The following is a 20,953-nucleotide window of genomic DNA, read 5'->3' as shown; positions in this document are numbered from 1 at the left end:
AGGTCACAACACCGGCCAACAATGCCGCAACGCCTGGCAACCAGCATCACTGATGCTTTGACCTATGTGAATGCCGATGCTTGATGCACACCGTGACGACCGTAGGAGCGCCACCCCCGCAGTGCGGGTGGGGGCGCCGCGCCACCCCCACCCGCATACCTCAGGGACCTGTCGGCACCCCGGCCAGGGGATACGGCCCGACCGTATGGCCCAACAAGTGCAGCGGACCCGCCGTCACCCCGGCGCGTTCCACGGCCTCCCAGTAGGCGAGGGCCGCCGGTCCGTCCACCAAGCCGTTCACCAGGGGCAGTTCGGGGTCCGCCGCGTGCAGAAGGGACTCCACCCGGCAGGAGGCGAGGGTTCCCTCGATCCACGGCTGGGCCAGATAGCCGGCCGCAGCCGGTGCGGGCAGCCCTTCGGCGGCTTCACGGCTCAGTTCGCCGAGGTGCAGGAGACCACCACCCAGCACGAGGACGTCTTTGCGTTCCCGCATCCGCGTCAGTGCCCGGCCGGTGTCGAAGCAGTGCGGAAAGGAGTCGTCGACCACCACGGTGCCGGGCGCCAGCCGGTCCACGTCCAGTACCGCGCCGGAGCCGCTCACCGCAGTCACCAGCAGACCAGCCCCGTACACCGCGTCGGGCAGGGCGGGACGGGACTCCGCCACCTCCACCTCGTCCGCCTGGCCGCGCTCCTGCAGTCGTCGCGCCAACCGCCGCAGCCGGGGTCCGCTGCCGGGTACGTCGCACAGCACCAGCCGCCGTGGCGGCCGGGTGGCCCGGGAGAGCAGCAGCTCCAGTGAAGAGGCGCCGATCGAGCCCAGCCCGGCGAACGCCACATCCAGGTCCGCGAGATCCTTCCCCGTGGCTTCGAGCGCCGCGTGCACCGTCCGGATCACCGAGACGACGGTCGCCGCGTGCCCGGTCGTCACGGCCGCCGGTCCGTCCGCGGAGCGCCGCAGCACATCGAAGCCGTAACCGGTCAGCGACGGAATCATCCCGGCCAGCGAGACACACCGGGCTCCGAGTGAAGAGGCGAGCGACACCGCACGGGCGGAGTGTGCGACGAGCCCGGCATCCCGGTCCAGTTCGTCGGCGAAGAGGGGCACGCAGACGAAACCCGACCTCCCCAGCGGGGTCTGGACCGTCTCCAGCAGGCGCGGCGCGCCGTCGGGGAAGAGCAGCTCGCGCAGGTCTTCCCGCGGCAGTGAGTCCTCGGGCAGCCCCGCCAGTCGCGCCAGATGGCCGGGGGCCGGCAGATAGCCGACCAGCGCGGCGTCCATCGTCTTCCTCGGACCCGAGGGGCGGTTACCAGGCGGGTGGTTATCCGACGTGCGGTTATCCGACGTGCGGTTATCCGACGTGCAGATACCCGGCGGACGGTTATCCGACGGGCGGTTCGCGTCACGCCGGTCCACAGCTCGTGCGAGCCGTTCCTGAAGCGCCCGCGCGAAGTCCTCCAGCGCGGCCGAGGAGAAGGCCGCGGCGGATCCTCGCACCGTCACCCGCAGCCCGGCGCCCTCCGGCCGCACCGCGAGGAAGACGTCCGTCGCCGACGACGGCGGTGCGAACGCGCTGTCCCCGTCGTCCCACGACACGGTCAGCGACTGCTTGTGCGAGGTGGCCGGCACGGAGAAGTCGAGGAAGGTGAAGAAGAACTGCGACGTCAGCGGAAGACCGTCGACATCGCGGGGCACGATCTCCTCGTGCCTGCGCGCCTCCTCGGCCTCGGCCACGATCCGGCGCAGGGCCTCACCGAAGTCCACCGCCACGCGCTTGTCGTCCTGCCCGGCCGCAGGCCGTACGGGAACGGCGGTGGCGAACGGGCCGAAGATCCGGTGCACGTCGGGCAGCGGGCGGTCACGGCCGCTCACCGCCAGGCCGACGACCAGGTCCGAACGGTCGGTCATCTGCTCCAACTGCTGGTAATAGGCGGTGAGCAGCGGCGCGTACAGTGTCGCGCCCGCCTGCGCCGCGAGCGCCCGCAGCGCGGCCGTCCGGTCCGCGTCGAGCACGAACCCCGATGAACGGAAGGGTGCGGACTCACGCCCCGTGCCACTGTCTCCTTCGGTGCCGCGGAGCGCTGGACGCCGGTACGGGTAGTCCATCCGGTCCCGGCGCTCCGCAGTGCCCGGCGCGGTGCCGGGCTGCTCCTCGGCCGGCAGCAGGGCGTGGTCGCGGAAGGTGGCGCGGAGTGCGGGCAGGTCCGCGGCGCGGCCCGCGGCCAGGCGGTCGTAGACCGCGGTCAGTTCCTGTACGAGCAGCGCGGCGCTGTATCCGTCGCCGATCAGGTGGTGTGCGTGCACCAGGAGCACGTGCTCACGCTCCCCGAGACTGAGGACTCGAAGCCGCAGCAGCGGCCAGGCCCACGGCTCGAAGCGCCGCTTCGCCTCGGCCGCCGCACGTTCGGCCACCTCGGCGTGGTTGGTGAGCGTCTCGAATACGACCGGCAGCCGCAGCGAGGGTGGAAGTTCCTGCTGAACGGGTGGCCGGGTACCGGAGGGGAAGACGGTACGCAGCATGCCGTGGCGTTCCACGAGCAGGTCCACCGAAGCCTGGAACACCTCGGGGTCCAGCCGGCCGGACAGCCGCAGCCGCGCCGGCCAGGAACCGCTTGTGCCGGGCGAGATGGCCTCCGCGAGCAGGAAGCCGCGCTGGGCCGGCGTGACGGGGAAGGGGGCCGGATGGTGTGCCGTCGTCGCGGCAGCCTCGGGGGCTCCGGCTGCGGCTGCGGCGGTGCCGTCGTGCCGTCCCGTGACGGTCGCGTCCACGACCGCGGCGAGCTCGGCCAGGGTGCGGTGTTCGTAGATCACGGTCGGCCGGGGCAGCGGTGCCCTGACCTCGCCGAGCCGCCCGAACACCTGGAGGACGAGCATCGAGTCTCCGCCCAGATCGAAGAAGTCGTCCTCCCGGCGGACAGTGTCGATCTCCAGCAACTCCTGCCATATTGCGGCAAGTTGCTGCTCGGTCGGCGTGAAGGCTGAGTCCTCGGGCGGAGCACCGGCACTCTCCTCCCGTGCGGGGAGATCGGCGAGCGCACGGCGATCGACCTTGCCTGTCCCGGTGAGCGGCAGCTCGTCCATCACCGTGATCCGCGCCGGGACCATGTAGGGGGGAAGGAGGCCCGTCACGTGGCGGCGTACCGTGCGCGACTCCGGTCGCCCGGCTCCGGGGCGGGCGGTGACGTACGCCAGCAGCCGACCCTCGCGTGCGATGACCGAGGCTTGCGCGATGCCGGGATGCGTCTGGAGGACCGCCTCGACCTCTCCGGGCTCCACGCGGTTGCCACGGATCTTCACCTGGCCGTCGATCCGTCCGAGGAACTCCAGAGTGCCGTCTCCACGGCGCCGGACCCGGTCGCCGCTGCGGTACCACCGGCGTCCGTCCAGGACCGTGAACGCCTGAGCGGTCAGCTCGGGCTCATCCAGGTAGCCGGGCGTGAGGCCCACTCCCGCGATCAGCAGTTCACCCGGCTCGTCAGGACGGCAGTGTGCCCCGTCGGTTCCGACGACCGACAGGTCGGTACCGCTGACCGGATGTCCGATCGGCAGAGTCTTCAGGCCGTCGTCCGGACGCGTCGAGATGACGTGGCAGGTGGCGTTGATGGTCGCTTCGGTGGGACCGTACAGATTGGCGATGCGCTGTCCGGCGCCGAAGAGGTCGAACCATCGGCGTACGTGCGAGGCGGGCAGTGCCTCACCGCCCACGTGCACCCAGCGCAGCGCCGACAGGTCCGGTCGTCCCGCTCCCCGCCGCACCCGCTCCTCGGCGGCCGACAACAACTGTTCCCACAGCGTCGGGACGGAACTCCACACGGTGATCCGGGTCCGTTCCGCGTACGCCAGGAGCAACTCGGGGTCCCGCAACAGCTCTCGCGGTACGGTCACCACGGCGGCGCCCACCAGGAGCGGCGCGAGCAGTTGGCGCACGGAGGCGTCGAAGCACGGCGACGCGGTCTGCGCCAGGCGGTCACCGGCGCCGTAGCCGAAGGTGGCGACGGCCCAGTCGAGGTAGTTCTCCATCGCCCGGTACGTGATCGGGACCGCCTTCGGGCGCCCCGTGGAACCCGAGGTGAAGATGACGTACGCGGTGGCCTCGGCGTCGGGCACGACTACGGGGGCGCGGTCGTCCGCCCCCGGATCCGGCGGGCCGTCACCGCGTACCGCCCGCACGCCGTCGAGGGCGTCGGCGGTGTGCAGGGTCGGCGCGTGGCACACCACGGTCGAGACATGCGCGCGCTTCAGCTGGTCCGCCAGCCGGGCGGGCGGATGCGCCGCGTCGAGCGGAACCCAGCCCGCCCCGGCACGCAGGATGCCGACCACACCGATCACGGTGTCCGGGCCCGGCTCGGTGAGAAGTCCGACCAACTGGCCTGTGCGTACGCCGTCGGCGCGCAACCGGGTGGCGAGCAGACGGGAGGCGCGGTCGAGTGCCGCGTAGGTCAGCGGCGTTCCGCCGCCTTCCACGGCGGTCGCGTCGGGTGTGGCACGGAACTGCCTCAGCAGCCGGCCGACCACACCGTCCCGTGCGTCCGCCTCGCGAGGCGGCGTGGGCGCCGAGGGGGCGTCGGGGTCCGGTACGGACTGGTCCGGGGATGTGCACAGCGCGGCGAGTTCCTCGCGGTACTCCTGGTCCAGGCGGGCCACCGTCGCCGGTTCGAACAGCTGCTCCGGGAAGTTCCACGACATGCGCAGCATGGGCCCGTCCGCCCAGCACAGCAGGCTCAGCCGGGTTGCGGCCGATCCGGTTCCGGCCGCGCCGGCCCGTACCTCGACCGGGCAGTCGGCCCCGAGGCGGGCCGGGAAGCGGGCGAAGCTGAAGCCCGCCGGGCTCGCCGTGCGCGGTCCACCGCCGGGCAGGAGGCCGGCCAGATCCAGACTGCTCACCGCGGAGTGCCGTTCGCTCTCCAGCCAGGTGTGGCGCAGCCGTTCGGCCAGCGACGTGACCGGCTCGTCGAGGGCTGTCCCGCACAGCAGGGGAAGGGTGTCGGCGAAGGGACCGACGAGCCGGTCCACGCCTTCGAAGCGTTCCTCACGCCGGGCACGAGCCACGTTGACCGCGATGTCCTGGCGCCCCGTCCACCGCGCCAGGCAGCGTACGTAGGCGGCGAGCAGCAGATGGAACAGGGACACCTCGTGTGCGGCGGCCAGCCGCTCCAGGCGGGCGGTGAGCGTCGCGTCGAGCGAGCCATAGTGCTGCCTGAGGGGGCCCGCGGGGGGCGCCTCGGGATCACCGTCGTACGGCAGCCGCAGCGGTTCGCCCCTCCCGGCCAGGCGCTCTGCCCAGTAGCGGCGGTCGTCGTCCGACGCGCTGGTGCCGGCGGACCGTGCGCTCAGCGCGGCGTACGCCGGGAAGTTCGGCGCGTCCGGCTCCGGGGCCGGACGCTCCCCCCGGCACAGCACGGTGTACAGCGACCACAGGTCCTCGGCCAGGACGTTCAGGCTGTACCCGTCCACCGCCGCGTGATGCACCACCAGCAGCAAGTGCGCGGAAGAGGGCCCTTGACGGAGCAGTACGGCCCGCACCGGCGGTCCTGCGGTCAGGTCGAAGGGCTGGTTGCACAGCACCGTCTCCAGGCCGGCCACCTGCTCCGCACCGCACTCGCGGACCTCGTACCAGGTCGACAGCGGCCCGGCGGGTGCCAGGCGCTGCACGGGCCCGGTGTCCGAGTCGTCGACCCGCACGCGCAGCATGCCGTGCCGTTCCGCCAGTTCGGCCAGTGCCAGGCCGAGTACCCGGGTGTCCAGGGGGCCGCGGACCGTCATCCGCAGGTGACCGCGGGCCGGTACGTCGGGGTGCAGCCGACTGCTGGTGTGCAGGGCCAGTTGTACGGGTGTCAGGGGAGACCGGGCGGAGTCCGGCACTGGCTCGGGAGAGGGCTCTCGCACCCCCTCCGTGGCCGCGACGGCTCCGGTGGCCATGTCCAGATGGGCTGTCAGCTCGCGTACGGTCCGGAATTCGAAGAAGAGCGTGGCGGGAAGCTGCCGCCCCACTCTGCGTTCGAGCCGTTTGACGAGGTCGACCGCGCCCAGCGAGTCCAGCCCCATCGAGAGGAACGGCGCGTCGTCGTCCACGGTGGACGCCGGGACTCCCAGTGACCGCGACAGCAGTTCCCGCAGCACCGCGGCGGTGCCGGACGCGGAGGTCACCACGTCCGCCGCGGCGGACGTGTGTCCGGTCGTGGACTGTGGCGCGGGCAGCGGCCCGCGCGGCTCCGCAGGATGGTTGGGCGCGCGATCCGGCGGGACTGCCCTGTCGGCGAGGACCAGTTGAGCCAGGTCCGTGCCGCAGGCGGACAACAGGGCCGCCAGGGCCGGAGCGGTCGCCAGCGGCCGGCCCCCCTCATCGGTGAGGACATCGCCGGCGAACGCGGCGGCGAGGCCCGTCTGTGCGAACGGCCCGAAGTTCACCGACAGCCATGGCCGCCCCGCATGCCGCTCGGCGCCGGCGAACGAGTCCAGAAAGGAGTTCGCGGCCGCATAGGAACCGAGTGCCCCGGCCAGTCCGGGCAGCACCGAGGAGACGGAGGAGAACGCCACGCACACCTCGGGGTGCCGACCCCGTCGGCGCAACGCCTCGGACAGCAGCACGGTGCCGAGCGTCTTCGCTCCCAGCGCCTCTGCCGTCTCCGCCGCCTTCGTCCCGCGCAGACTTCCGGGCCGCACCACTCCGGCCGCGTGGAAGAGGGCGTCCACCGGAGGCAGCGCGGCCACCAGCGCCTCGACGTCGTCCCGCACGGTGAGGTCGGCCCGGTGGTAACGGGCGTCGGCGCCGAGACCGGCGAGCTCCTCCAGCAGACCCGCGGGCGGCTGCGGGGAACGACCCGTGAGCCGGAGCACCGGCCGGCCACGGGCGGCGAGTTCCCGGGCCAGCGCGGAACCGAGGCTCCCACCGCCGCCCGTGATCAGGAAGGTGCCGTCGGCCGGCAGCCGGTCCTGGGCGCCGGGCAGGTCCGCCGCCTCCGCCGCGACGGTCCGCACCAGCCGCTGTCCGTCCCGCCAGGCGACGGCTCCGGCCGCCTGCGGCGCCGTCGCCTCGGCGAGTACGGCCCCGAGCCGCTGCCCGGCATCGTCCAGTGAACAGAGGTCGACCCAGTTGGCCACCGCTCCGGGGTACTCCGACGGCACGGCCAGTGCCAGACCGCCCAGCACCGCCTGCGCCGGGTCCGGTCGCTCGCATCCGTATCCGGTGACGTGCGCGTCCTCGGTCACGACCAGCAGCCGGCGGGCCCTCGTCAGATCGAACAGGGTGAGAGCCTCCTGGAACGCCGTGACCAGCGCACGCTGGATCCGGTCGAAATCCGTGGCCGTGCCGTGGCCGGCCGGTCCGGCCAGGAGAAGCACCGTCTCGGGACGGGTGCCGGGGGCCACGTCCGTCTGTACGCCCCGTTCCGCGAGACGTCGCCTGAGCTCGTGCACGGCCGTCGGGTCGGCGCCGGTCACCAGTACGGGTCCGCGGCGACGGTCCGTGGTCAAGGGCTCGGTCCGCCAGGTGACCTGGCGCAGCAGCTCGTTCGCCCCGGCCCCGGCCTCGGGCCCGGCCCCGGCCCCGGCCCCGGCCCTGGCCCCGGCCCCGGCCTCGGGCCCGTAGCGGCGCCGCTGGTAGGGATAGGGCGGCAGAGGAACCCGCCGGCGGCCCGTGTCGGGTTGCGCACGGTTCAGTCCCACACCGCGAGCCCACAAGTGCGCCACCGTTGCCAGTAGTTCCCGCGCTCCGCCCGCGGCACCGTCCCGCGGCGCTCGGGGACGCTCCGGGACGAAGGGGGCGGACAGCACGAGCACATGTCCGTCGACGCCGGCCGTGCCGGCACTCCGGTGCCGGGCGGCAGCCGCACGTACGAGAACTGCGAGGCTCTCCTGCGAGCCGAGTTCCACGAACGTGTCGTAGCCCTCCTCCAGCAGCCGGGTCACGGCCCGCCCGAACAGCACCGGCCGCAGGGCGTGTTCACGCAGGTGGTCCGGGTCCATGGGCGGATGCCACTCGGCGGTGAGCGTGCTCATCACCGGCAGGCCGGGAGCTGTGATCTCCACGGTGCGTGCCGCGTCGGTCAGGGCCTGGGCGATCGGTTCCATCAGGGGCGAGTGGAAGGCGCGCGACACCTCCAGCGTGCGTATGGCCGCCCCCGACGCGGAAAGCTTCTCCGCCACCCGTCCGATCGCGCCGGGGCTTCCGGAGAGCACCAGCCTGCCGGGACCGTTGTACGCGGCGACCGCGAGTTCACCGGGATCCGCCGCGACCAGGGCGGCCACATCCCCCTCATCGGCTCCCCGCACCGCCACCATCGCGCCCGGCGGGGTCGACGTACCCATGAGCCGTCCGCGTTCCGCCGCGAACGCCAGCGCGTCGGCGAATGACAGCGTCCCGCCGGCGCAGGCGGCGGCGAGTTCACCGACACTGTGCCCGACCAGCGCGTCCGGCCGTACGCCCCACGCCAGCAACTGCCGGGCGAGCGCCACCCCGTGGGCCACGAGCAGCGGTTGCGCCACTTCGGTCGCTGCCTGGGCTTCCGCGTCCACTTCGGCATCGACGCACCAGCCGGTCAACTCCCGCCCGTTCACCGCGCCGACCAGGGCGGACGCCTCATCGAGTGTTTCGCGGTAGACCGGCGCCGTCGCGTGGAGCGCACGGCCCTGGCCCGGCCGGAGCGCACCCTGGCCGGGGAACATGAAGACGGTCCGCGGACGGTTCGTCACCGTCCCCGTGACTGTTCCCGGCAGGCGGCCGCCGCCGGGAGCGGTCGCCGCGGCCAGGCGTTCCGGGAGGTCGCCGTCGGCCACCACGGCGAGGCGGTGAGCGCCCTCGTCGCGGGCGGTCGCCGCGGCCAGGCACACATCGCCCTTGTCCAGCTCCGGGTGGCTGGACACGTGCTCCAGGAGACTGGACGCCCAGGCGTCCAGACCGGCCTTGCTGCCCGCCGAAAGCGTCATCAGGTGCGGGCCGTCGCCCCCGCGCGGAGCGGGCTCCGCGGCCGGCGGCGCCTGCTCCAGCACCGCGTGCGCATTCGTGCCGCCGAACCCGAAGGCGTTGACGCCGGCTCTGCGGGGACCGGACGACGGCCAGGCAGCCGCCTCGGTGACCAGCGCGAATCCGGATTGCCCGACTGCGGGCGACGGCGGCGTGTGATGGAGGGAGGCCGGCAGCCGCCCGTGCCCGAGCGCCAGCACCACCTTCACCAATGAGGGCAGGGCAGCCGCGTTCAGCAGATGCCCGATGTTCGTCTTCACCGAGCCGAGCAGCCGCGGCCGGCCGTCCGCACGGGCCGGGAAGGCGTGCGCCAGGGACCGCAGTTCGATGGGATCACCTACGGCCGTGCCCGTCCCGTGGGCCTCGACATAGGTCACGGACGCCGGGTCGACGCCGCAGACCTCGTACGCGCGAGTGATCACCTCCCGCTGCCGCAGGGGGTTGGGCGCCATCAGGCTCAGCGACGCGCCGTCGTTGTTGACCGCGGTGCCCCGCACGACGGCGAGCACCTCGTCCCCGTCCCGGTGGGCGTCCGGCAGGCGTCGCAGGACGAGGGCCGCACCTCCCTCACCGGGGACGAACCCGTCGGCCGCCGCACTGAAGGCGCGGCTGCGGCCGCCGGGCGACAGGGCCTGTGCGGCCTCCAGGGCCTGATACCCGTCCGGAGTGAGATGAAGGTTGACCCCGCCGACGACGGCGACGTCGCACTCACCGTCCGCGAGGCTGCGCCGCGCCAGGTGCAGGGCGACCAGACCCGATGAACACGCGGTGTCCACGGCGAGCGCCGGGCCGTCCAGGTCCAGGCAGTGCGATACCCGGGCGGCTATGAGGTTGGGCAGGTTGCCCGTCAGGGCCGTCGCGGACGGTGCCGGGGCGGGGGAGACACCCGCGAGTATCCGCCGGTAGCCGCTGTCCCCGGCGGCGGCGAAGACACCGACCCGCAGGCCGAGCCGTCGGGGTCCGGCGTAACCGGCTCGTTCCAGGGCCTCGTGAGCCAGTTCGAGGAAGATCCGGGCCTGCGGATCCAGCGTGCGGGCCTCCTCGTCGCCGATGCCGAAATGCCCGGCGTCGAAAGCGTACGGGTCATCCAGGAACGCCCCCCGGCGTCCGTCGGACACGGTGGGCAGCGGCCCGGCCGGCACCTCCTCGGCAAGCGCGGTGCCCCAGCGGTCCGGTGGGACGTCGGTGACGGCGTCACGGCCGGCTGTCAGGAGTTCCCAGAACTCCTCCGGCGTGCTCGCGCCGGGGAACCGGCAGGCCATCGCGACGACCGCTGTCGCGCTCGCGTCGCCCGCCGCGTGCGGTACCGCCCGTTGGTTCGCGGTGGGCGGTGCCGGCGCCGTGTTCTCCTCCGTCGCGGCCAGCAGATGATCGGTGAGCGTGGCGACGGTGTCGTTGCGCATCACGGCGGGGCCCAGGGTGATCCCCAGGACCTGTTCCAGCTCGGCAAGCGTCTCCATGGCCTTCAGCGAGGTGCCGCCCAGATCGGTGAACCGGTCCCGGTCCCCGAAGGACGTCTCGGACAGTCCCAGTACGCGTGCCCAGGCGTCGCGCACCGTCCGCCGCACGTCGCCGCGGTGGCGGGGTACCGGACGCGGCCCCTTCGGCGCGATCGACGGCCGGGCCGCGGCGTCGTCCGGTATCCCGGACCGCGCGAGGGGCCGGTACGAACCCGCTTCGAAACGCGTACGCATGCGATGCCTCTGCAACTTGCCGCTCGTGGTCCGCGGGAAGGCCGACGGCGGCAGCGCGAGCACGCGTACGTCGTCGTGGTGCAGCGCGGCACGGATCCGCCGTGCGACCTCGTCCAGGACCTCGGCGGCGCCGCGTGGCGGCCGGGCCCAGGGGACGAAGACCATCACCCGCTCACCGCCGGTCGCCGGGTCGGTCGAGCCGACCACCGCCGGGTTTCCCGGCGGCAGCCCGGGGCTCGCGCTCGCGACCTCCTCCATGTCAGGGGCGTGGAAGGTACGGCCGTTGAGGAAGAGGACGTCCTTGTGGCGGCCGCTGACACACAGCCGGTCGTCCCGCAGGAATCCCATGTCCCCGGTGCGCAGCCAGGTGCCGGTGAAGGACCCCGCCGTCGTCTCCGGCAACCGGTGATAGCCGCGGGCGACCTGCGGGCCGCTCACCTCGATGTGTCCCACCCGCCGGTCGCCCAGTGGCCGGCGGGCGTCGTCGGTGATCCGGACCGAGCAGCCGGGCACCGGTACGCCGACGTCCATCACTTCCAGGGCGTCGCCGCCCGGTTCGCGCTCCACGGCCCGGCCCCGGCTGAACGCCGCCCGCTCCAGGGCGACCGGCACGGCCACTTCGCCCAGCGGCGGGAACGTGACGGCCAAGGTGGCCTCGGCCAGTCCGTACACGGGAGTCGCCGCTCGCGGGTCCAGCCGGGCCGGCCGCATCTTGGCGGCGAAGGCCCGCCACACCGTCGCGGAGATCGGTTCGGCGCCCACCAGGATCAGCCGTACGGGGCTCAGGTCGAGCCCGGAGAGCACCTCGTCGGGAATGCGCCGAACGGCCAGCGCGAGCGCGAAGTTGGCGGCCGACAGGACCGTGGCCCGGTGCCTGGCGGCCACGTCGACCCACAGGCGCGGACTCTTCGCGAACGAGAGCGGACCGATCTTCACCTGCTTCGCGTGCGCCGCCAGCGGCGCCAGATGGGTACCGATGAGGCCCATGTCGTGGAAGTGGGGCATCCAGCTGACCAGGACGTCCCGCTCGCAGAGAGCGGAGGCGGCGATGATCTGCCGCAGGTTGGCCACCACGGCGGCATGGGTGAGCTCCACCCCCTTGGGGGCCCCGGTGCTGCCGGACGAGAATTGAAGAAACGCCAGGTCGTCAGGGGCCGGCCTGGCGACCTGGGCCGGCGTGGGGCATTCCCGCAGCGTCTCCAGCCGCAGCACCTCGACCGGTTGCGGCAGTTCGCCGGCCACGTCCGCGCTCGCCGCGTCCACCACAACGGGCGGGCGGCCGAGGTGCTCCCACACCGGAACGACCCGCCGGGCGTCGGGTGCGAGCGGCACCGGGACCAGACCGGCCGCGAGCGCACCCCAGAACATGGGCTGGAAGTCCTCGCTGCGTTCCGCGAGCAAGGGCAGACAGGTACCGGGCGCGACCCCCGCGTCGCGAAAGCCGCCCGCGACGCGCAGGGACTCATCGAGGAGCTGCCGGAAGGTGACGGCCGCCTCGCTGCCGTCACCACGGACGTGGACGACGACTTGTCCGGGCGCCTGACGGGCCGCGTCCAGTAGTACGTCCAGAAGCGTTTCGGGGTTCATGAGTCCGTTCGTTCGTGCGTGGGGGGAAGCGGGACGCGGTGGCTGAGGGTTCAAGTGTGCGGGCAGACGGCGGGCCCCTGACACCGCCGCACTGTTCGCGGGTTCAGTTGTGAACGGCTCGACGACGCAGGGCCATGACGAAGTGACCCGTTGCGCCGGGGTGAGCCGGCGCGGCCACAACGGTCGTCATCGGTTCGACGGAGTGCACCGCCGGCCCTGCGGCGCGGGGGCCGGCGTGTCGCTCGCCGAGGCCGGTGAGAGCGCCTGGGTTCCGACGTGAAGTCGACTCTCCGGGAGGAGGCCAGGTACCCCGCATACCGTCATTAACCGGACAAGCGCTCTGGTTCCTGTCCGGGAGCGCCGCCGCCACGGCACAATAACGGGTGATGACCAGCACCACCGCTCCAGGCTCCGGGCCGGACGGGTTCAGCCCCTTCGCCCACCTCACCGTGCAGAACACGGCCCTCTACCGTCAGGTCATGCGGGCGTTCGTCATGGCCAAGGAACACTTCGCCGTGCATCTGCGTCCCGAGGACGTGTATGCCGCACTGCCAGGGGACGTGCGGCCGGGTGAGCTCGACGGGGTCGTCAAGGCACTGGACAAGCTGGTCGGGTGGGGCAATCTGCGGGCCGACCCCGACACCGGGCGGGTCAGCGCCGTCGAGGACTTCTACCGCAAACGCTTCATCTACCAGCTGACCCGGGCCGGGGAGGCGGCGGAGGAAGCCCTTGCCGCCTATGACGAGGCACTCGGGCGGCGAGGCGCCCTCCAGGCCATCGCCCTGCACGACATCGTCACGCAGCTGCGAGCCCTCCTCGTACTCACCGCCGACGAGCAGCCGGATCCCGGCAAGACGTACCTCGCGCTCGACGCGCTCGTGAGCCGGTTCGCCGCTCTCGCCGACAACGCGCGCGCGTTCATGGGTTCGTTGCAGCGCACCATCGACCTGCACGAGGTGGAGGAAGCGGTCTTCCTCGCGTACAAGGACCGCCTCATCCAGTATCTGGAGCGCTTCATCCAGGACCTGATCACCCTGGGCGGGCGCATCGCCCAGCTCATCGTGGAGCTGGAGGATTCGGGCAGGATCGAGGTCCTGCTCAGGGCCGCCGCCGGGCGGGAGGCGGCCGACGCCGCGCCCGAGGACGCGGAGCCCGCAGCCCAGAGGGCGTACGCCCACTGGGCCGGCCGCTGGAACGGGCTCGCGGTGTGGTTCCTCAGCCGGGACGGCCGCGAGTCGCAGGCCAGACTGCTGCGTGGCCGTGCGCTGGGAGCGATTCCGCAGATGCTGGCCGTCGTCCGTGTGCTGGGGGAACGCCGGGCCGGCCGGTCGGACCGTTCCGCCGACTTCCGCACACTCGCCCGCTGGTTCGCCGAGGCCCCCGACGACGCGTCGCGGCACCAGCTGTGGCGGGCGGCCTTCGGGCTCCACCCCGCCCGGCACCTCACGGCCGACGCGGACACTCTGGCCGCCCGACTGGCCGCACCGGTGCCCGCCGCCACTCCCTGGGCCGCCGCGGAGCCGCTGCGGATCAGCCCCCAACTGCGCCGCACCGGAAGTTACGAGCGGCGGGGCAAGCCCCGCAAGATCGAGGATCGCCAGGAGCGGCGACGCCACCTCGCCGAGGTGGCGGCCAAACAGGTGGCCGAGACCGCCGCTGCCCGAGACCGGCTCGTCACCGACGGAGCGGTCAGGCTGTCCCAGCTCGGCGAGCTCGACCCGGTGTCCTTCGGACTCTTCCTCCAATTGCTCGGTGACGCCCTGGCCACCTGGCGGCCCGGTATGCGGCACACCGCGGCCACCAGCAACGACGGTTCCATGGAGATCAGGCTCAGCGCTCTGGCCGATGGGCCGGCGGCAGAGATCCGTACGCCGTCGGGGACGTTCCACGGGCCCGATCACCTCATCGAGATCGTCGACCTGACCGACAGCGACGGGCCGATGTACGGAGGAAGCGGACGATGACCACGCCACTGGCCGAAGTGCTCGACGGGCAGCACGCCGCCGAGCTCCGCAAGGCCGCCCGCGCACTGCTGAAACAGCCGCTCCTCCTCTCCCACGGCAAGCACGCGGACGAGTTCCGCCTCGTGCGACGGCACGCCTCAGAACTCCGCGAGTGGTTCGACCGCAACACCGGCTGGCCGCTCCAGACGGACGCCGAGACCGCCCGGCTGCGCAAGATCCCCGGCGTGCTCCACGACTCCACACACCCCGCCCGCGAGGCGACCCGTGCCGCCGCCCCCTTCACCCGTCGCCGCTACGTCCTGCTCTGTCTGGCCCTGGCGGCCCTGGAGCGCGGCGAGTCCCAGATCGCTCTCGGCCGTCTCGCCGACCAGGTCGTCCTCGACGCCACCGATCCCGGTCTTGTCGCGTCGGGCATCCACTTCACCCTCGACCGCCGGGACGAGCGCCTCGACCTCGCGGCCGTCGTGCGGCTCCTGCTCGGTCTCGGCGTGCTGCGCCGGGTCGCCGGAGATGAGGACGCGTACGTGAACGGGGCGGGCGACGTGCTCTACGACGTCGAACGCCGGGTACTGGCGGGGCTGCTCGCGACCCGTCGCGGGCCCTCCACCGTGCAGGCCGAGGCCACCGCCGACCGGTTGGCGCAGCTCGTCGCCGAAACCGCCCTCGACAGCGAGGAGCTCCGCTTCCGCGCGATGCGGCACACACTCACCCGCAGACTTCTGGACGACCCGGTGGTCTACTACGACGAGCTGAGCGACGCCGAACTCAGCTATCTCACCAGGCAGCGGGGGTTTCTCACGGCCCGGGTGGCCGAGCTGACCGGCCTGGTGCCCGAGATCCGGGCCGAAGGCATCGCCATGGTCGACCCCGAGGACGACCTCACCGACGTACGGATGCCCGAGCAGGGCACCCACGGCCACGTCACCCTGCTGCTCGCCGAGTACCTGGCGGGGACGGGCAGGCCCGTCACCACCCACCAGCTCACCCAGCGGGTGCGGGAACTCGCCCTCGTACACGGCACGTTCTGGTCCAAGGCCGCACGGGAGCCGGGCATGGAGGCCGAGCTCGTCGAGCAGGCCGTCGCCCGGCTCGCCGCCCTCGGCCTGGTCTCCCGGACCGCCGACGGGGCCGAGCCCCGCCCCGCGCTGGCCCGTTACGCGGTCGGCGAACCCGTCGTACTCGAACCAGGCACACCCGGCAGCGCGCGCAAGCCGGCACAGCGAAAGGCCGGTCAGGCGTGACCAACCCGCTCCCCGAGCCCCTCCGCACCCGCTGGCAGCCCCTGCGGATCGGGCTCGTCGACCTCTTCCACTACGACGTGGAGGAATTCCACTTCCGTGACGGACGACTGCTGCTGCGAGGCAACAACGGCACCGGCAAGTCCAAGGTGCTCGCGCTCACCCTGCCCTTCCTGCTCGACGGCGACCTGAGCCCGCGACGGGTGGAACCGGACGGTGACCCCGGCAAGCGGATGGAATGGAACCTCCTCCTCGGCGGTGAGCACCCGCACACCGAGCGCCTCGGCTACACCTGGATCGAGTTCGGCAGACTCGACGCGAGCACCGGGGAGAGCCACTTCCGCACGCTGCTGTGCGGACTGAAGGCGGTGAGCGGGCGCGGGATCGCCCGGCACTGGTACGCGGTCACCGGCCGGCGCGTCCAGCACGGACCCGGTACACCCGCGGAGGGATTCCTCAGCCTGGTCGACGCCACCGGCACGGCCCTGACCAGGGACCGTCTCGCCGAAGCCCTCACCGGCCACGGCATGGTGTACGACCAGGCCAGGGCCTACCGCAGAGCCGTGGACGAGGCCCTCTTCGGGCTCGGCGAGCAGCGGTACGCCGCCCTGGTCGACCTGCTGATCCAGCTGCGCCAGCCCCAGCTGTCCAAGCGCCCCAACGAGGCAGCCCTTTCCCGCGCACTCACCGAGGCCCTGCCACCGGTGGACCAGGCCGTGATCGCCGACGTGGCCGAGGCGTTCCGCTCACTCGATGAGGAGAAGACCGAACTGGCGGCCGCCTCCGCCGCGGAGCGTGCCGCCGCCGGCTTTCTGGAGCACTACCGGCGCTACGCACGCATCGCCACCCGCCGCCGCGCCCGGCTGCCACGCGCCGAGCACTCCCGCTACGAGCAACGCCAACGGGACCTCGCCGAGGCACAGGCACAGCAGGCCGGGGCCGAGGAGGAACGACAGGCGGCGGCCGAGCTCACCGCGACGCTGGAGGAGCGGCAGAACCGGCTCCGTGCCCAGGACGCGGCCCTGCGGGAAAGCCCCGAGATGCGCAGCGCCGGAAACCTTGAGCAGGCACACCACGAGGTGGAGCGCACGGCGCGTGCGCAACAGCGCGCGCGGAGCGACCGGGACCAGGCGGTGCGGCTGCACCAAAAGGGCCTGGAACGGCTCGGTGCCGCCGAGAACCGGCTCCGGGCGGCTGACCGGCACGCCCGGGACACCTATCGGCAGGCGGGCGAGGCCGCGGCCGCCGCCCGGATCGCCCTGCCGGGGGACGGCCTGCCGGACGACGGACTCGCCCCGAGCGAACTGCGTAGCGCCGTCGAGGAGTCCGTGGAGCGGGGCCGGCGTGCGCACACCCATGTGACGAGCCTCGCCCGGACCGCCGCCCGCGCCTCGGAGGAACGGCGCACGCAGGCCGTCCGACTGGACGAAGCCGATGCCGACCGCTCCGCGGCCGCGGCGGAACTCGGCCTGGCCGAGGAGGACGTGGCGCACGCCGGACGCGCGCTGCTGGACGAAGTCCGCACCCGCGCCCGTGGCTGGACCGAACTCGCCTACGCGGACGAGCCCGGCCTGCTGGACGAACTCCAGGAATGGGTGGGCCGTCTCCACGGCCCGTACCCGGCGCGGGCCGAGGCCGCGCGCGCCCACAGCGCCGCATCCGCACGGCTGGCCGAGCAGGCTGCCGCCGCCGCCCGGCGCCGGGCCGAACTCACCGGGCAGGCCGACGGGCTGCGGCAGGAACTGACCGCGCTGGAGGCCGGCGGGCGACGTCCACCGCAGCCGCCGCGCACCCGCACCCCCGGTCTGCGCGAGCGGCTGACGGGCGCCCCCCTGTGGCGGCTGGTGGACTTCGAGAACGGCCTCCGTGAGGAGGAACGCGCCGGTCTTGAGGCCGCCTTGGAGGCGTCCGGGATGCTGGACGCCTGGGTGCTGCCCAGCGGCGCGGTTCTCACCGCCGACACCCACGAGGTGCTGCTCGCTCCGGCCGGGGCTCCGGTACGGGGCGCGTCGCTCGGTCACCTGCTGCGCCCGGCCGTGGACCATGGTGACGCCGGGGCCGCGGCCGTGGGCGAAGAGACCGTGGCCCGGCTGCTCGCCGCGATCGGTGCCGGGCGGGGTGCCGTTGCGGTGGCCGGTGAGCATGGCGGCGCCGGTGGAGAAGCCGGGCCGGAGGGCGAAGTCGCGACCTGGGCCGCGGTCGACGGGCGTTTCCGGGTCGGCGCGCTGACCGGCCGGTGGGCCAAAACCACCGCCGAGTACATCGGTGAGGGCGCGCGGGAGGCTGCCCGCCGGTCCCGCATGGACGCCATCCGCGGCGAACTCGGCGTCCTGCGGGGCGAACTGGAGACCCTCGCGGAACTGGCCGCTACGGTGGCCGCCCGCCGCGGTGTGCTCGACGCGGAGGTGGCGGACGTACCCGACGAGACCGCCCTCACACGCGCACACGCGCGGGCGGCAGCCGCCGCGGATTCCCTGCGCCGGACCGGTGAACGGCGCGAGGAGCGGGCCGCCGCCCTCCTGGAAGCGGCTGAGCGGAGCGAGTCGGCCGCGGCGGATCTCGCCCGGACCGCCGAGGACCTGAGGATGCCGGCCGACGAGGAAGGGCTGACGGCGGTACGTGACGCACTCGGCGCCCTCGCCGAGGTGCTGGCCGCCCTCTGGCCCGCCCTGCGTGACCGCGGTGAGGCCGGCGGCCAGGTCGCGGACGAGCGTACCGAGGCCGGGCAGGCCGCCGAGCGTGCCGCAGAGCTCACGGAACGTGCGAAGGAGGCGGAGAGCGAGGCGGCAGCGGCCGACGAACGCCTCAGCACTCTGCGTGCCACGGTCGGCGCCGCCGTTGACGAACTCCAGCGCCTGCTGGCGCAGACCGCGGAGGCGTCGCGCACGTGCGAGAGCGAGCAGCGGGCCGCCCACCGGCGCCATGCCGAGGCCGACCGGGCGGCAAGCAAGGCCGAAGGCCGCATCGAGCAGTTGCACGAAGGGCTCCGGGAGGCGGCCGAGGCCCGTACGGAGGCCATCGCCGCACTCCAGCGGTTCACCGGTACCGGACTGATGACGGTGGCAGTGCCCGACATCGAGGTGCCCGCCGTGGACGGCGGCGCATGGGCCGCCACCCCTGCCATCGCGCTGGCCCGCGCCATCGACGCGGCGCTGGCCGCCACCGACGACACCGACAGCGCCTGGGAACGGGTGCAACGCCGGCTCAGCGAGGAGTTCAAGACCCTCCAGGACACCCTGTCCCGGCACGGGCACCGGGCGTCCGCCCGGATGGTGGAGGACGGCATGGTCGTCGACATCACCTACCAGGGCCGCGAACGAGCCGTACCGGACCTGGCCGCGGCGCTGGCTGTCGAGGTCGGCGAACTGGCCCGCATCCTGTCCGCACGGGAGCGGGAGATCCTGGAGACCCATCTGGTCACGGAGGTCGCGGGGACGCTCCAGGAACTGATCGGCGCGGCCGAGCGGCAGGTGCGGGACATGAACGTCGAACTGGAGGAGCGGCCGACCTCCACCGGCATGCGGCTGAGGCTGGTGTGGCGGGCATCCCGCAAGGCCCCCGCCGGCCTCGCCCCGGCCAGGGAGCGGCTGCGCCGGTCGGCCGACGTCTGGACCGCCGAGGACCGCGCGGCCGTGGGCGAGTTCCTGCAAGAGCAGATCGCCCGCCAGCACACCGACGACGCCTCGGGCAGCTGGCTGGACCACCTCACCGCCGCACTCGACTACCGGACCTGGCACGAGTTCGGGGTCGAGCGCCACCAGCAGGGCCGCTGGATCCCGGCCACGGGACCCGCCTCCGGCGGCGAGCGGGTGCTGGCCGTGTCGGTTCCGCTGTTCGCCGCCGCGTCCTCCCACTACGCGAGTGCGGGCAGCCCGTACGCACCGCGCCTGGTCACCCTCGACGAGGCGTTCGCCGGGGTGGACGACGACTCCCGCGCCAAGTGTCTGGGCCTGCTGCACGCCTTCGACCTCGACGTCGTGATGACGAGTGAGCGCGAGTGGGCCTGTTACCCGCAGGTGCCAGGCATCGCCATCGCCCAGCTGTCGCGGATCGACGAGATCGCGGCGGTGCTCGTCACCCGGTGGGAGTGGGACGGCACGCGAAGGCGGCGCGGTCCGGACCCGGTGGGGCCCGAGCACACGGTTCCCGCGCCCCGGCCCGAGGCGGCCGACGCGCCGGAGCCGCTGTGGAACTGACCCCCGCGACGGCGGTGACGGTCGACGACGTACGGCTGCGCAGACTCCTCGGCGCACCCGGACTCGGCTGGCTGGTCGACCGCGCGCGCCGGCGCCTGGAGCGCGGGCGGCCGCTCACCGGCCCGGTATCGCTGAGCTCGCCCACGGCGGACCAACGGATGGCGGCGGAAAGACTGCTGGGGCGCGCTCCGGGTGGCGGCCGGTCCTTGTCCGTGCGCCTCGACGCGGTGGACGAGCTGCTGCGCCGCTCCGGCATCAGCCCGGCGGGACTGGCCGCGGCCGTGGTGGCGCTCACCGGGCCGGTCACCCTCCTCGGCCAGGCGCGCGCCGAGGAACAGCGGGCCTGGGCACAGGCGTACGCCCCGCTCGACGCCCTGGCGGACGAGGTCCCCGCCCTCCGGGGCTGGGCCGAACGGCTCAGGAACGACGGGCTGGTACGGCGCCTCGCCGGTACCCCCACCGCCGCCGCCGACCTGCTCGGCCGGACCGCCACCGCCATCCGGGCCCTCCCGGTGGAGCCTGCGGTGTCGCTTCCCGCGTTCGCCTCCCGGCTCCTGGGCAGTGCGCACGCGCTGGACGACGGGACCCCGCTCTGCACCCTCACCCTCTCCGGCGTCCGGGCGCTGACCGGGGTTCCCGACGCAAGCGGTGCGCAGGGGCGGCGCGAGGTGTGGGCGTCGGTGGGACTGCTGCGTGACGAGCTGTCCTCGACCGTGCTCGCCCTGAACCTGCGGGGCACTCCTGCCCTGGACTGGCTCGCGGACGCGGGCGAGCCCGCCGTGCTGACGCTGCGGCAGCTGACCCGGTGCCCGCCTGGCTCGGCGCCGCCGATGGTCCGGATCTGCGAGAACCCGGCCGTGCTCGCCGCGGCCGCCGACACGTACGGCACGCGGTGCGCACCTCTGGTCTGCCTCCAGGGGCAGCCGTCCGCCGCCGCTCTCGTCCTCCTGAGCCATCTCCACACACACGGCAGCCGCTTCCGCTACCACGGCGACTTCGACTGGGGAGGTCTGCGTATCGCCGCCGCCCTGCTGCGGCGGGTTCCCTGGAGCCCGTGGCGCTACACCGAGGCCGACTACCGCGCCGCCGTGCACACACTGCCCGCCGGCCCGCCCCTCACCGGGGTACGGGCCGACGCCCCGTGGGACCCCGGTCTGCCGGACGCGTTGCAGGAGGCGGGCGTGCGGGTGGAGGAGGAGGCGGTGCTGGGCAGTCTGCTGTCCGATCTCGGATGAGCCGGGCCCGCTTCCGTGTTCACGCGTGGCTGTGACGACGGTCATCGTCCGTGGGACGCCGTGTCGTCATCGGTCATAG

Annotated in this window: 5 protein-coding genes; 4 read left to right on the top strand and 1 reads right to left on the bottom strand. The window is 73.4% G+C overall.

Features of this window, described 5'->3' with window-relative positions; translation table 11 throughout:
* Positions 1-160: 160 nt before the first annotated feature.
* Positions 161-12,241, bottom strand: a complete 12,081-nt coding sequence (locus tag ACZ6S6_RS24625; RefSeq protein ID WP_469706961.1) for an amino acid adenylation domain-containing protein — start codon at positions 12,239-12,241, stop codon at positions 161-163.
* A gap of 386 nt (positions 12,242-12,627) precedes the next feature.
* Between ACZ6S6_RS24625 and ACZ6S6_RS24620 the strand changes: the two genes are divergently transcribed.
* Genes ACZ6S6_RS24620 through ACZ6S6_RS24605 form a run of 4 tightly spaced genes read left to right on the top strand, consistent with a single transcriptional unit; the run spans position 12,628 to position 20,874 of the window.
* Entirely contained in the window at positions 12,628-14,205 is a 1,578-nt protein-coding gene (locus ACZ6S6_RS24620; protein WP_469706960.1) for a TIGR02677 family protein, read from the top strand.
* Positions 14,202-15,446, top strand: a complete 1,245-nt coding sequence (locus ACZ6S6_RS24615; RefSeq protein ID WP_469706959.1) for a TIGR02678 family protein — start codon at positions 14,202-14,204, stop codon at positions 15,444-15,446. Before ACZ6S6_RS24620 ends, ACZ6S6_RS24615 begins: the two co-directional genes overlap by 4 nt.
* Positions 15,443-19,639, top strand: a complete 4,197-nt coding sequence (locus ACZ6S6_RS24610; protein WP_469706958.1) for a TIGR02680 family protein — start codon at positions 15,443-15,445, stop codon at positions 19,637-19,639. Before ACZ6S6_RS24615 ends, ACZ6S6_RS24610 begins: the two co-directional genes overlap by 4 nt.
* Entirely contained in the window at positions 19,630-20,874 is a 1,245-nt protein-coding gene (locus tag ACZ6S6_RS24605) for a TIGR02679 family protein (RefSeq protein WP_469706957.1), read from the top strand. The genes ACZ6S6_RS24610 and ACZ6S6_RS24605 overlap by 10 nt, the downstream gene beginning before the upstream one ends.
* Positions 20,875-20,953: the final 79 nt, after the last annotated feature.

It is taken from the genome of Streptomyces sp. NPDC048671, from assembly GCF_055587045.1.
This window is presented reverse-complemented; position numbering and strand designations above follow the sequence as displayed.

Excerpts from the sequence above, each read along its gene's own strand:
- ACZ6S6_RS24625 (WP_469706961.1), bottom strand. The coding sequence starts at position 12,241 with ATGAACCCCGAAACGCTTCTGGACGTACTACTGGACGCGGCCCGTCAG.
- ACZ6S6_RS24620 (WP_469706960.1), top strand. The coding sequence starts at position 12,628 with ATGACCAGCACCACCGCTCCAGGCTCCGGGCCGGACGGGTTCAGCCCC.
- ACZ6S6_RS24615 (WP_469706959.1), top strand. The coding sequence starts at position 14,202 with ATGACCACGCCACTGGCCGAAGTGCTCGACGGGCAGCACGCCGCCGAG.